This is a genomic window from Aureimonas sp. AU20 (genome assembly GCF_001442755.1).
Taxonomy (GTDB): domain Bacteria; phylum Pseudomonadota; class Alphaproteobacteria; order Rhizobiales; family Rhizobiaceae; genus Aureimonas.
In genome coordinates this window covers 117,395-131,100 of the sequence record NZ_CP006369.1, presented here as the reverse complement: position 1 = coordinate 131,100, position 13,706 = coordinate 117,395, and the positions used below count along the sequence as shown (strand labels likewise).

The window sequence follows — 13,706 nt, the reverse complement described above, 5'->3', positions numbered from 1 at the left end:
AAGCGCATGTCCTTCTGGTTCCGCAAAGCCCCTCTCGACCGCCGCCGGCTCCTGCGCGGCGTGGCTGCCGCCGGCCTTCTCGCCGCGCTGCCGCTTTCCTCGGCCTCGGCTGAGGACGCCCCGAAGGACCTCCACTTCTCCTTCGCCAACATCCAGGAGCAGGGCGAGCTCTTCAAGCAGCTGGGCGATGGCCTCGCCAAGGCCGCCGATGTCGCCGGCATCAAGCTGTCGCGCTACAACAACAAGGCCGACGGCCCGACCACCAGCAACAACGCCCGGCTGATGGTGCAGGAAAAGCCGAACGTCATCATCGAATATACCGGCGTCGAAGGCATCGGCGCCTCGCTCAAGCGCACCTTCGACCAGGCCGGCATTCCCTTCATCGCCGTCAACATTCCCGTGCCGGGCGGCCACTGGTTCAACCTCGTCAACAAGGAACTCGGCCAGGACGCGGCGAAGATCGTGGTGGAGGCCGCCAAGGCCAAGGGCTGGACCGGCGCCGACACCACCGTCATCGTCGCCCAGGCCGCTTTCGCCGGCGTCGAGGTGAACGACTGCGTGCGCTATTTCTACACGACCGCGGCCGAGATGATGGGTCTCGACAAGGTCGAGCCCGCCGAGATCACCGCCAAGACCACGACCATGGGCAAGACCGGCATTCAGGTGGACGGCAAGGGCACGCTGGAAGACACCTACGCGGCGGTCAAGAACGTGCTGCAGACCGTGCCGCAGGACCGGCACATCCTCCTCTTCGCGGTGAACGACGACTCGGCCATCGGCGCGTGGCGCGCCGTCACCGAATCCGGGCGCGCCGACAAGGCGTTGATCGCGGGTCTCGGCGGATCGGTCGCGGCTCTGAAGGAGCTTCGCACCAACGCGAACTGGGTCGGCGAAGGCTCGATCTTCATGTCGGACTGGGGCCAGTACATCATGGCGATGGGCGTCGCGATCACGCAGGGCGTGACCCCGCCGGCTCTCACCAAGTCGCCCCAGATCGTTCTTTCGAAGCAGACGGTCGACAAATATTACGACGCGAACGGCAAGGTCATCCTCCTGCCACCGCTTGTGCCGGAAAACGCCTATCTGAAGGACACGGGCGTTCTTCAGAAGTTCAAGAACGTCGAAGGGCTCTGAGGCTTTTGGAGCGGCGCGGCGATCAAGGCCGCGCCGCTCCCAACAGGAGGGAAGCGGGATGGAACGGCTGGAGACGAACGGGCTGGGCGACGAGACCTGCGGGCGGCTTTCGCTGTTCGCGAAGGACCTGTCGACCGGGCGCACGATCGAGGCCGATGCGGACCGCGTGATGGGCACGGCGAGCTGCATCAAGCTCTTCATCCTGATCGAGCTTCTGCGCCGGGTGAGCGCAGGAGACCTCGCGCTGGGCGACCGGATCGCGGTGGACGCAGCGCAGCAGGTCGGCGGCTCCGGCATCCTGAAGGCCCTGTCGGCTGGGCTCGACATGACGCTGCGCGACGCCGCCGTCCTGATGATGGCGCTCAGCGACAACACCGCGACCAACATGCTGATCGACCTTCTCGGCCTGGAGCGGATCAACCGGACCGCCACCGAGCTCGGCTGCGCGCACACGCGGCTGATCAACCGCATCGACTTCGAGGCGATCGACGGCGACATCACGAGACTTTCGGTCGGCACCACGCGCGACTTCGCCCTCGCGCTGGAACGCATCGCCAGCGGAGCGCTGTTCGACGAGGCCGCCTCGGCCGTCGCGCTCGACATTCTGAGCTGCCAGCTCCATGTCGATCTCCTGCCGCGCTACCTCTCCTTCAACCCCTACGCGAAGGATCTCGGCGCCAGCCAGGATCTCTGGGTCGCCAACAAGACGGGCTTCTTCCCCGGCTTTCGCGGCGACGTCGCGATCTTCACCCTGCCGGACCGCCGCATCGTGGCCGCCGCGTTTCTGGACGACATCGAAGACCTCTCCTTCGCTCCGGAAAACCCCGGAGCCCGCCGGCTCGGCGAGGTCGGCGCCGCGCTTCTCGCTCGATTCGCGGGATAGGAAGCGAGACCAGCGGGCCGACTTTTCCAGCCGCCATCGATCCATTGGGGGCTGTGCAAGCCCCAATACGACCTGCCGACAAGCGGACCTTGCACAGGATTACCCCGCGTGGCGGCCGGCTCCATCGTCTCCGTAGGTCTGCGACGTTCCCTTGCGGCTTCGCTTGGCCGCGTAGAGCGCGGCATCGGCCTGGCGCAGCAGGATCTCGCGATCACCGTCCGCGCTCGCGGACCACGCGATCCCGACCGTTCCCGCAACTTTCGCGGTATATCCGGGTTCGCCGCCGTCGAAGCGCAAATCCCTCAGAAGCGTCTCGACCATCGACACCAGCCCGGAGCGGCCGAGCTCGACCGGCACGATGACCGCGAACTCGTCGCCGCCCAGGCGTGCCGGGAAGCACCCGTCTTGGCCAAGCCTGAGAAGCCGATCGGCCACACGGCGCAGCACGTCGTCGCCCGCCGCATGCCCCAGCGCGTCGTTGACGCCCTTGAACCCGTCGAGGTCGATCAGGAGCACCGCCAGTTCCTGGCCCTGCGCGCGCGCGTCGTGAAGGCGCTTGTCCAGCACGCGGTTGAACTCCGCCCGGTTGGGAAGCTGTGTCAGATCGTCGGTGCGCGCCTGGTGTCGAAGACGCTCCTCCAGCCTGTGCCGATCCGTGATGTCCTGGACCAGTCCGATAAGGGCGTTGGGACTGCCCTTCGACAACTCGATCTCGCAGGAAACGCGCACGCGGCGCCCGTTGCCCTTGGCCGTCACATAGTCCGTGTCCATCTCGAAGGGCTCGCCCGTATCCAGCGTGCGCAACACCGCATCGAGAAAGCGTGTGCGATCGGGCTCCGGGAAAAAGTTCAGAAGCTCGCCGTTCGGCACGCCGCCGCTGACGGGGAGCTCGTGGATCGCGAAGACGCCATCAGACCAGACCGTCGTGTTCTGGGCGATGTCGTAGCGATACGACCCCATGTCGGCCATACGCTCGGCCTGCTTGAACTGGCGTCGCTCGCGCTCCAGTCGCTCCACCGCCAAACGGCGCTGTTCGGCCGCCTCGGCTGCTCGCAGGGCCACGGCGCGCGCATCGACGAGGGCTTCCGCCAGACAAGCGAGCTTGTTGAGGATGTCGAGGTCGCTGGCCTTCGGCTCGCGCGGCTTGTCGTCGAGAACGCAGAGCGTTCCGATCGTCACCCGGTCGCCGTTCACGAGGCGAACGCGCACCGGCACGCCGGCGTAGAAGCGGATATGGGGCTCGCCCGCCACGAAGGGGCTGGCGGCGAAGCGCGGATCGAGGCTCGCATCGGCAACCATGAGGGGCGCCTCGGTCTCGAACACCACCGTGCACAGAGCCGGGCCACGCTCGGTCCATGGCGCCAGCGGGCCGCAGCGCGCCTTGAACCATTGACGCTCGGGATCGATCAGTGTGACGGACGACATGCTCGTCCCCAGCACCTGCTGCGCGAGCTGGGCCAGCGTATCGAACTCCGCTTCGGGCGGGGTATCCAGCAAGGCGATCTCGGCCAGAGCCTTCTGGCGAAGAGCCTCGCGCTGGGTGTCGGGCATGCGTTGTCCTCAACCGACAGGGGCCATGGGACCGGTAGGCTTGCCCATGCCGGATGCCTAACTTAGAATCTTTAAGGCCGGGTGATTTCGGCCATCACGATAAACGGCGCAAAACGTCGGCTCGCCGCCCCCTGCATCATTCGAGGCGGACGGTTCAAACGACGAGACCGAGGCGCAGAAGGCTTTCGGCACTGGCCACGATCGCCTCGCGCGCGGAGCGCGGCGACCAGCCGAGAACCCGCCGGGCCTTGGCGCCGCTGGCGTCGCGGCGCTCTGCGGGGTCGCTCGAGGGCTGGCTGGGTTCGAGAAGAGATGCGGCGACACGGTTCGCCTTCTCGCCGAACTCCTCGCGAAGGATCTGCGCCACGTCGCGAAGCGATATCGCGGGTCCCGCAACGGCGATGAACCGTTCGCCGGCCGCCTCGGTGCCGGTCATCGCCCGCAGTTGGAGATCCGCGACGTCGCGTACGTCCACCACGCCGAAGCTCATGGCCGGCGGCGCGGGCGTTTCGCCTTCGAGGATCGCCTTCACCAAGCCGAGGGAGGCGGAAAGGTCGGCGCTGAGGGCGGGGCCGAAAATGCCGGTCGGGTTGACCACGGTCAGTTCCAGACCCCCGCCCTCGCGGGCGACGAAGTCCCAGGCAGCCCGCTCGGCGATGGTCTTGGAGCGGATATAGGGGGCGTTGGGCGCGTCTTCCTCGGTCCAGTCCGTCTCGTCATAGGCGCGGCCCGGATGCCTCCGGCCGTAGCCGATCGCGGCGAAGGACGAGGTCAGGACGACGCGCTTGACGTCGGCCTCGCGGGCGGCCCTGAGCACCCGCAGGCGGCCGTCGCGCGCGGGTGCGATCAGCTCGTTCTCATCCTCCGGCTGGCGTGCCGGAAAGGGCGAGGCGACGTGCAGGACCTTGTCGCAACCCTCGACGGCCGCCTCCCACCTCGCGTCGCTCATAAGGTCGGCCGCCGCAAAGGACAGCGGCGCGTCGGCAGCCGCGCCATTGGCCTCCAGAACCGCTCTCAACGACGCTTGCGTGCCGAGATCGCGGAGCGTGGCGCGAACGCCATGTCCCTCGCGAAGCAGTTGAAGAATGCAGTGGCCACCCAGGAAGCCGCTGCCGCCGGTGACAAGAACTGTGCTCATGGGATCTCCTTTCTCGACCACGAGACCTTAAACCGTCGGCACGGTTCCGCCGTCGATGACATATTCCGTGCCGGTGATGGAGGCGGCCCTCGGCGAGACGAGGAAGGCGATCAGGTCGGCGACCTCCTGCGGCTTGGCGGGGCGGCCGAGCGGAATGCCGCCGAGGCCCGCCATGATGATGCGCTTGCCACCTTCGTAGTCCGTGCCCCCCTGTTCGGCGAGACGCTCCGCCAGCCGCATGGCGGCCTCCGTCTCGACCCAGCCCGGCGAAACGCGCACAACGCGAACGCCCTTCGGCGCGACCTCCTTCGACAGCGCCTTGCTGTAGGTGGCGAGCGCCCCTTTCGCCGCCGCATAGGCGATCGTCGATTCCGGCAGCGGCAGCTCGCGCTGGATGGAGGTCACGTGGATCACGACCCCCGAGCCGCGCTGCGTCATTCCCGGCAGAAAGGCCCGGTCGAGCCGGACCGCCGTCATGAGATTGCGGTTGATCTCGCTCGCCCAGATGTCGTCGTCCAGCGCCGCATAGCCGCCGCCCGGCGCGCTCGACCCGCCCAGGACGTTGACGAGAATGTCGACCCCGCCGAACTCGGACAGGGCGAAGCGCGCGAACTCGGCGCATCCCTCCGCCGACGTGAGATCGGCGGCCTTGAAGCGCACGGTCTCGGGCAGGCCCTCCGGCACCGAGCGCGCCGCCGTCGCGACGGCGGCGCCTGCGGAGGCGAGCGCGGTCACCACGGCGCCACCGACCCCCTTGGTGCCGCCCGTCACCACCGCGCGAAGGCCAGCGAGATCGATCCAAGGCCCGCTCATCACGCGATCTCCAAGGCGGCGATACGGTCGCTGTTCAGGGTGAAGCGGTGGTCGAGAACAAGGGGGCTGCCGGGAAAGGCGCCCGTGACCTCCGCCGGCACGATCACAATGCCGTCCTTCGTCTCGACGGAGAGCGGACGCGCCGTGAAGGGAGTGCGTGCCATCGTGTCGATGCGCCACGCGCGGATCGCATCGAGGCCCCCGTAGGCTCTCGTCTCGTCCCGCACTTTGGCATCCCCGGCGAAGACGCGGGCGAGATCGGCGACGGTGGCGTCCGTCGGCAGCGAGAAGTAGAGCGCAATGGGTTCGGGAAGAAGCGGCATGTCGTCACCAAAGTTTCTTGGTTGTCATGCCCGTGAAGTCGTCCTATCCCGTAGATATGACAAGTACGCACGAAAAAGTCGGGCACTTACCCGAAAGTAAGCCCGTAGCGCATACCGCGATGACGGCGGCCGCCGGCATCGAGGCGGCGTTCGGCATGCTGGAGGGGCGCTGGAAGCTGGTGATCCTGTTTCACCTCTTCGGCGGCAGGCTTCTGCGCTTCTCGGATCTCGAACGGGCGATCCCCGCCGTCTCGCAGAAAATGCTCATCCAGCAGCTCCGGCAGATGGAGGCGGATGGCATCGTCACCCGTCTCGTGCACCATCAGGTGCCGCCCAAGGTCGAGTACGGGCTGACCGAATGGGGCCAATCGCTTTGCCCGGCCCTGGACGCGCTTCTGACTTGGACCGAAGCCAAGCCCTAGAGCATCACCAGGGCAAAGCGGACACGCCCTGCCTGGTGGCCGGCTCAAACGTATTTGCGCCAGTCGTGCTCTTCCCGGAAGCCCAATACCTCCCGGATCTTGCGGTTGGAGAGCGGCGCCTCGTTCGGGCCCATCTCGCGCGTCACGGGCACATTGGGGCAGTGCTTGGCCAGAAACTCCGTCGTCGGCATGTCCGCAGTAATCGTGTCGTTGGTCGCGTTGAAGACCTGGAAGCCGAGGCCGTCCGTCTCGATGCAGCGATGGACGATCTGGCCGAGATCGCGCGCGTCGATATAGCTCCAGGCGTTTCGCTTGCGCGACATCGGGTCGGCGACGAAGCCGGGAAACTGCCCGTATTCGTGCGGCTCGATCACGTTGCCGATCCGCAGCGCGTAGATATCGGCGCCCGAGCGCATGGCGAAGGCGCGCGCCGTCTTCTCGTTGAGAAGCTTCGACAGGCCGTAGCTGTCCATCGGATCGCTGTCGTAATCCTCCTCCAGCGGGAAGGAATGGAAGTCCTTGTCGCCTTCCGCGAAGCAAACGCCGTAGGTCGTTTCCGACGAGGCGATGATGATCTTCCTCACGCCGAGCTTCACCGCCGCCTCGATGACGTTGTAGGTGCCGATCGTGTTGATGCGGAAGGTCTCGTTGTCTGGCTTGAGAAGCACGCGCGGCACGGCCGCGAAATGCACCACCGCGTCGGGCGCGGCCGGCAGGCGTCCGGTCTCGTAGCCCTCGAAGCCGAAATGGGTGGAGAGCGCGTTGAACATCTGCCCGTTGTCGGCGATGTCGGCATAGAGCGTGTTGACGCCGGGAACGTCGGTCGGCGCGAGGTCGACATTGAGGACGGCGTGGCCCTGGTCGACGAGATACCGCACCGCGTGGCGGCCGGCCTTGCCGGATCCGCCAGTGAAGACGATTCGCTTGCTCATGATGAAGTCCCTTTGATTGGTGCGGACGGCGACGGGCCGTCTCGATGTATCAGGTTCTCGAGCGAAGCGTGCGGATGCCGTCGGAGAAAGACGCTGGGCTTCGATCCTCGACAACTCGAAGGGCCAACATCGCGCCCGCCAAGTCCTTCGCCTTCCCGTACCGCTCCTGCGCCGTGCCGGCGACATCCCCCCGGCCTCGCGTGGTCGATGTCTAGCCCCTCCCCACACCCTCCGAACGCATTGCCGTCTATGTCGACATTTTTGTCCACTTGACAAACGGACAAAAGCGTCCGATTTCCTGAGCATGTCCAAGCTTCGCATCGACGCCGCCCAGAACCGGGCCGACATTCTCGCCGCCGCCGAGATCGTGTTCGCCGAGCATGGGGTGAACGCGCCTCTCGATCTCGTGCGGCAGCAGGCCGATGTCGGCCGCGCGACGCTTTATCGAAACTTTCCCGATCGCCATGCGCTGCTGGTCGCGCTCTTGGATCGTGCGGTGGAACGGACAGCGGAGCATATCGGCGGCCTCGGCGAGGACCCGAACGCCCTGTTCAGCATTCTCCGGTTCATCGCCGAGACGCTCTGCACCAACACGGCGCTTTCGGACTATTGGCGCGCCGCCTATCCCGAAATGCCCGAGACGGTGCGGGCGCGCGAATGGTTGTTCGATCTCGTCCGCCCTCATTTGGAGCGGGCGATAAAGGCCGACGTCTGCCGTTCCGATCTGACGATCGAAGACGTGTCGCTGCAGACCAGCATGCTGGGCGCCGCCCTTCGCGGCCGCACGCCGGAGGAGCGCGCGCGTCTGGCCGCCCGCGCCCTGTCCTTCCTGATCGACGGCCTGCGGGCACGGCCCGAGCTGTCATGAAACAGCCCATCCTGCTGGAGACCCCGCCGAACTGGACGGCGGACGAGCGGCCGATGATGCCCGGCTCGCCCGCGACGCCCTACCACCGCCCGCCGGTGCGCCTCGCCTATGCGTTCGTCGGGGTTCTCGTCGGCATCACCGGCGGCCTCGGCAACGCGCTGATCTCGGCCAATCTGCCGCAGATCCAGGGTCATCTCGGCCTCACCCCGGTGGAAGGCGCCTGGTTGCCGGCGGCCTATGTGATGACCAACGTCACGTCGAACCTGATCCTCTTCAAGGCGCGGCAGCAGTTCGGCATCCGGGCCTTTGCCGAGCTCGGCATCTTCGCCTACGTCCTCCTGACCCTCCTGCACCTTTTCGCCGACGACTACGCGACCGCGCTCCTGCTGCGCGCCGTCAGCGGCTTCGCCGCAGCCCCGATGAGCGCGCTGGGCCTCTACTACATCCTGCAGGCCTTTCCGAAGGCTCGGATGGGGTCGGGCCTGTGCATCGCCCTGGCGCTTTCGCAGCTCGCCGTCCCGCTCGCCTGGCTGATCTCGCCCTCGCTTCTCGACATCGGCGACTGGCACGGCCTCTACGTGTTCGAACTCGGCATGGCGCTCTGCTCCATGGCCGCGATGGTGGTCCTGAAGCTTCCGCCGGGGCTGCGCATCAAGGTCTTCGAGCCGCTCGACGTCCTGACGTTCCTTCTTCTCACCCCGGCCGTGGCGTTGATCGGCGCGGTTCTGGCGCAAGGCCGCGTCCAATGGTGGCCGGACCATCCTTGGATGGCCTTCGCGTTGGCGGCGGCGTTTCTCCTGATCCTCATTGCGGGCTTCATCGAGCATTACCGGGAGAACCCGCTGATCCAGACGCGGTGGCTGGGCGCGGCCGCGACGCTTCGCTTCGCGCTCGGCGCGCTCGGAATCCGGTTGCTCCTTTCGGAACAAACCTATGCGGCGACCGGGCTTCTGCGGACCCTCGGTATGGGGCCGGACCAGTTCCGCCCGCTTTATGCCGTCATCATGGCCGGAACCGCGATCGGCGCGGTCGCGGCGGCGGTCCTGTTCGGTCCCAAGCGTCTCGTGCCTCTCATCATCCTGTCGGTGGTCCTGATCATGGCGGGCTCCATGATGGACCAGGACGCGACCAATCTGACGCGGCCGCACGACCTGTTCCTCAGCCAGTTCCTGATCTCCTGCGCGGCCGGCATGTTCATGGGCCCGCTGGTGATCCTCGGCGTCATGCCGGCGCTGGCCAAGGGGGCTGACTTCATCGTCACCTTCGTCGTTCTGTTCGCGGTGTCGCAGAGTTTGGGCGGCCTGCTCGGTCCCGCCATTTTCGGAACGTTCCAGCAGTACCGGCAGCACGAATATTCCGCGCAGATGACCGCCAATGTCGATCCGACCGATCCGGTGGTCGCCCAGCGCCTGCGCCTCCAGGCGCAGATCTATGCCCCGGTGATCACCGACCCCGTGCGCCGCAACGCGCAGGGCACGGCCCTCCTATCGCAGAGCGCGACGCGCGAGGCCAACGTTCGCGCCTACAACGACGTCGTGGTGCTCAACACCCTTATCGCACTCGCCTTTCTGTCCTGGACGCTCGTTCGAACGGTGATCCTCAGCCGGAAGGCCAAGCCCGCTACGGGCGCGATTGCCACCGCCAAGGGAGCGGTCTGACCTTCATGGATACGATGCAGAATGGAAGCGACCAGCGCCTCGCGGATCACAATCGCTCGCCGGAGGATCGCGAGGCGCCCGGTGAGATCCCCGCCACCCTGGCGACGGACGCCACCCCCAGCGAGAGCAAGGGCGACGGCGCTGGGCAGCCTGCCGCTTCCGCCCCGCCCGCCACGCCCACGCAGGCGCCCGCCGACGACGGCCCGCCGAAGAAGCTGAAACCGAGGCTTTCCACGGTGCTGGCCATGACGCTGGTCGCCATCGTCGGCGTCGGGCTGATCTTCTACGCCTGGCGTCTCGGCCCCTTTGCCAGCCCGGTCGTCACCACGGAAAACAGCTACGTGCGCGGGCAGATCACCGTGCTCGCGCCGCAGGTGAACGGCTATGTCGCGGAGGTCCTGGTGCGCGACTTCCAGCATGTGAAGGCCGGCGACGCGCTGATCCGGATCGACGAGCGCATCTATCGCCAGGAACTGGAACAGGCCGAGGCCACCCGCGAGCAGGCCCGGGCCAATCTCGCCAATGCCGACCAGACCGTCGCGCAGAACGAGGCCGAGATCGGGGCGCGCGAGGCCGACCTCTTTCAGGCCGAAGCCGAGCTTGCCCGAGCAAAAGCCAATGCGGCGCGCGCCGACACCCTGACCAATCAGGGACTGAAGCCGCAGGCCGAGACCGACCAGGTCGTCGCCAATCTGCGTTCGGCCGAGGCCGGCGTCCTGCGCGCCAAGGCGGCCATCGAGATCGCCCGCCAGACCCTGCGCTCCACGCAGGTCAACAAGCGCAGTCTGGAGGCCAGCGTGCGTGTTGCCGACGCCCGGATCGGCCTTGCCAGGATCAACCTGTCGAACACCGTCATCCGCGCCCCGCGCGACGGGCAGGTCAGCGAAGCCTCCGTCAGACCGGGCCAATATGTCTCCGCCGGCTCGCAGCTCATGTTCCTGGTGCCCGAGGCGCTGTGGGTCGTGGCCAACTACAAGGAAACGCAGACTCATTACGTGCGGATCGGTCAGCCCGCCTCCTTCGCGGTCGACGCCCTGGGCGGCCAGCGGTTTACGGGAACGGTGGTCGAGCTATCGCCCGCCACCGGCTCGGAGTTCAGCGTGCTTCGTCCCGACAACGCCAGCGGCAATTTCACCAAGGTGGTGCAACGCCTTCCCGTGCGCATCGCGCCCGATCCGGATCAGCCCGATATCGAGCAGCTGCGCCCCGGCATGTCGGTGGTCACGCAGGTCGATACCGCCAGCGCCGCGCCGGCCGAACAAGGCGCTCTCCATCGCCTGCTACCGGACTTTCTGCAGCGGTGATCTGAACCATTTCGAAGCGATCAATCTCCCGCATGGGCGATGTGGGTTTCCGGGGCGCCTCCGAGGAGCCCCATGGCCCGCGCCAGCGAAACGGCCATCGTGCGCCGACTGGCGCCGAGCTTGGCGAAGAGGTTCTTCAGGTGAAACTTCGCGGTCGCCTCCGTGACGCCGAGTTCGCGGGCGATTTCCTTGTTGCTGAGCCCCTGCGCCAGGAGAGACAGGACATCGGCTTCGCGAACCGAGAGCAGACCCTCTCGCGGGCGAAGACCGCCGTCCTCGCCGGTGGCGAGGATGCGGTTCAGAAAGGCGGCGCTGTCCTGCTCGAAGGCGCTGAGGCCCCAGCGCCGCACCATGCCCCGCACGGTCTCGCGGAACGGCTCTCCCTCGAACACGAAGGGCTCCAGAAGATCCTGCGGCTTGGCCAGTTGGGTCGCGCGCTCGAGATGGAGACGCGCCGCCTCCGCGTCGCCGCAGGAAAACGCAGCCTCCGCCAGAAGGATCTGCGCGGTCAGACCGCTCAGCGCGTCGTCCTCCTCGCGCGCGCCGGCCAGGAAGGCGAGAAGGTCGGCCCGCGCCCCGGCCGCATCGCCGCCCCGGAGCCTCAGCCTTGCCAGCGTCACCTGCCCGTCGCGCTGCTGGCGGCGCGCCGGCCAGCCCTCATCGCGCTCCGGGTCGGGCAGCGCTGCTGCGGCCTCGCGCGCCGGCGAAAGCATCAGGGCGGAGGTCAGGGTCTCGACCCGAAGAATGTCCGCGACGAGGCGCAGGCGCGGCAGGCCCCGGTCTTCCGCGACATCGCGCGCGTCGTCGGCCACGCGCAGCGCCGCTTCCACGCCGCCCAGTCGGTAGCGGCAGCGGGCGAAGGTGACGAAGCCTCTCGTGTAGACATCGACCCAGCCTTCCCCACGCGAGACGATCGGCAGCGCCTCGGCCAGCATGGCGTCGGCGGCGCGCACATGCCCCTGTCGGTAGAGGATCTCGGCCATGGGAATGCGCGCGATGGCGAGAAGGTTTTCGTCCGTCCACTGCGTTCTTTGAACGAGGTCCTCGGCCTGCCGGGCGTAGGTCGCGGCGGCCGCCAGGCGACCGCCGAGAAGGTTCACGAGAGCCAGATGGATCAGCATGAAGGTCTGCGCATAGGCGGCGCCCTCCTCCCGGTAGCAGTCGAGCGCCTTGACCGCATGGATGCGCGCCTGCCGCAGCCCACCGCGCCTCGTATGGGCGATGCAGAGATGATTGTGCAACCAGCCGCGCTCCCAGGTGTCCTTCAGGCGATAGGAGCGCAGCCGCGCTTCCAGCCAGTCGATCTGCTCGTCGCCGAGATGGCGGTCCTCGTAGGCGTCGAAGAGACAGTCGATATGGACGAGGACCTGTTCGGGCAGTTCGGCCTCGGCATCCTCGCCGGTGAGGCCCTTCAGCTCGTCCAGCGCTTCGCGGGCCGCGCGGATCTGGCCTTCCTTCGCCATCACCAGCGCGGCGCAGAGGCGAAGGCCGGGCGAGGCGTGGACGACGGAGGGCGGCAGCCCGTCCAGGAGCCGGCGCAGCACCGTGTAGCCGGCGCGCAGGAAGAGGTCCACGCCGCCCGCCGCCCGGATCGTGTTGGCGGCGAAGCCGAAATCCTCGGCCTTCCCCGCATGGTGGACCGCCTTGACGATCTGCCCGTCCGAGGCGAACAGGGCCGCCGCCTGCGAATGGCGCGTCTTCACCAGGGCGGCGGGCAGATCGAGCGCCAGAACGCCGCGCACCAGCGGATGCAGGAGGAACCAGCCCGGTCGCTCCGCCAGAGGGGCGACGATCGGGTACAGCGCCTCCAGGCGCTCCGCCGCCCGCGTCTCGTCCAGCCCGGCCAGCCGGCAGGCGAAGGCGGGATGGATCTCGTCCAGGATCGCGGCGGCCAAAAGGAGCTCCCGGATGTCCGCCGTCCATCCGGAGAGGATCTCCTCGCGCAGAAAGGTTCGGATGTCGCCGTGCAGCCCGGAAAGCAGGCGGGATCGCTCGTGCGGGTCGATCGCACCGGCGAGCCGGGGGACGATCAGCTTCACCAGCGCGGGCCAGCCCCGCGTCGCCAGTTGAAGGGTTTCGAGGTCGCCGGGCGCGAGCGAGCCGCAGAGATGGCGCATCTCGTTGCGGGCGAAGGCGAGATCGTCGGCGCCGATCTCCGCGAGGAGACCACGCATGCGAAATCTCGACAGGGGCGCGCTGGGTGTGGCCCGCATCGAGACCACCACCCGCAGCTTGTCGGGAAGAGCGGCCAGGAGCGAGGCCAGACCCTCGTAATCCCTAGCGAAGCCATCCAGAAAGATCGTGACGCGCGGCGCGGGGATGGCGACCAACGCATCGAGAATCCGGTCCAAGCTCAGCCCGGGATCGGCCGCCAGATCGGTGAACCCCGCCGCTTGGGCCAGTTCGTTGGCAAAGGCCGCGCCGTTTCGCGTGTCGGCGGTCAGCCAGACGACCTGCTCCCCCGCCGAGCGCAGGCTTTCGAAACCGGACGAGAGAAGCTCGGTCTTGCCGTAGCCGGCAGGCGCCTGGACGAGAACGATCTGACCATCCAACCCGGCCAGGACCCTGGCGACGAGTTGCCGACGCTCCAGGCTGCCGGCCGCGCGGCGCGGCGGGCGGAAGCGGTCGGACCGCCCATGGGCCAAGCTCGAAACCGCCCTCACCCCGCCGATCGCTCCCT

Annotated in this window: 12 protein-coding genes; 6 read left to right on the top strand and 6 right to left on the bottom strand. The window is 67.5% G+C overall.

The features are described 5' to 3' along the window. Positions 1–6: 6 nt before the first annotated feature. Positions 7–1,134, top strand: coding sequence for a sugar ABC transporter substrate-binding protein (locus M673_RS19640; protein WP_061978416.1), 1,128 nt, complete (start codon positions 7–9; stop codon positions 1,132–1,134). Positions 1,135–1,192: 58 nt separating this feature from the next. Beyond that, the gene (locus tag M673_RS19635; protein WP_061978415.1) at positions 1,193–2,017 is read left to right on the top strand and encodes a serine hydrolase; all 825 of its coding nucleotides are present in this window, start codon (positions 1,193–1,195) and stop codon (positions 2,015–2,017) included. A 99-nt stretch (positions 2,018–2,116) separates the two neighbouring features. Here the strand turns inward: M673_RS19635 and M673_RS19630 are convergent, their stop codons facing one another. The 4 genes from M673_RS19630 to M673_RS19615 all read right to left on the bottom strand — a co-directional run bounded on the left by M673_RS19630 (position 2,117) and on the right by M673_RS19615 (position 5,842). Further along, a complete protein-coding gene (locus M673_RS19630; protein WP_061978414.1) occupies positions 2,117–3,568 on the bottom strand; it encodes a sensor domain-containing diguanylate cyclase in 1,452 nt (483 codons plus the stop codon). Between the two features lie 154 nt (positions 3,569–3,722). Next, a complete protein-coding gene (locus M673_RS19625) occupies positions 3,723–4,706 on the bottom strand; it encodes an SDR family oxidoreductase (RefSeq protein ID WP_061978413.1) in 984 nt (327 codons plus the stop codon). A gap of 27 nt (positions 4,707–4,733) precedes the next feature. Next, positions 4,734–5,519, bottom strand: coding sequence for an SDR family oxidoreductase (locus M673_RS19620; protein WP_061978412.1), 786 nt, complete (start codon positions 5,517–5,519; stop codon positions 4,734–4,736). Next, positions 5,519–5,842, bottom strand: coding sequence for a hypothetical protein (locus tag M673_RS19615; RefSeq protein WP_061978411.1), 324 nt, complete (start codon positions 5,840–5,842; stop codon positions 5,519–5,521). The genes M673_RS19620 and M673_RS19615 overlap by 1 nt, the downstream gene beginning before the upstream one ends. Positions 5,843–5,898: 56 nt before the next feature. Here M673_RS19615 and M673_RS19610 point away from each other — a divergent pair, with 56 nt between their 5' ends. After that, positions 5,899–6,264 carry a winged helix-turn-helix transcriptional regulator gene (locus tag M673_RS19610; protein ID WP_061978688.1) on the top strand — a complete coding sequence of 122 codons (366 nt, stop codon included), beginning with the start codon at positions 5,899–5,901 and terminating at the stop codon, positions 6,262–6,264. Between the two features lie 44 nt (positions 6,265–6,308). On the opposite strand, the gene M673_RS19605 is transcribed toward M673_RS19610, so the two are convergent. Then, the gene (locus M673_RS19605) at positions 6,309–7,196 is read right to left on the bottom strand and encodes an NAD-dependent epimerase/dehydratase family protein (protein WP_061978410.1); all 888 of its coding nucleotides are present in this window, start codon (positions 7,194–7,196) and stop codon (positions 6,309–6,311) included. 304 nt (positions 7,197–7,500) lie between these two features. Between M673_RS19605 and M673_RS19600 the strand changes: the two genes are divergently transcribed. The 3 genes from M673_RS19600 to M673_RS19590 are packed head-to-tail and all read left to right on the top strand — an operon-like array spanning position 7,501 to position 11,026. Further along, positions 7,501–8,064: a TetR/AcrR family transcriptional regulator gene (locus M673_RS19600; protein WP_061978409.1), complete on the top strand. Its 564-nt coding sequence runs from the start codon at positions 7,501–7,503 to the stop codon at positions 8,062–8,064. After that, positions 8,061–9,722 carry an MFS transporter gene (locus M673_RS19595; RefSeq protein ID WP_061978408.1) on the top strand — a complete coding sequence of 554 codons (1,662 nt, stop codon included), beginning with the start codon at positions 8,061–8,063 and terminating at the stop codon, positions 9,720–9,722. Before M673_RS19600 ends, M673_RS19595 begins: the two co-directional genes overlap by 4 nt. A 5-nt stretch (positions 9,723–9,727) precedes the next feature. After that, complete coding sequence (locus M673_RS19590) at positions 9,728–11,026, top strand: HlyD family secretion protein (protein ID WP_244493213.1); 1,299 nt, start codon at positions 9,728–9,730, stop codon at positions 11,024–11,026. Between the two features lie 20 nt (positions 11,027–11,046). Here M673_RS19590 and M673_RS19585 read toward each other — a convergent pair whose 3' ends face one another. Beyond that, complete coding sequence (locus M673_RS19585; protein ID WP_061978407.1) at positions 11,047–13,671, bottom strand: LuxR C-terminal-related transcriptional regulator; 2,625 nt, start codon at positions 13,669–13,671, stop codon at positions 11,047–11,049. Positions 13,672–13,706: the final 35 nt, after the last annotated feature.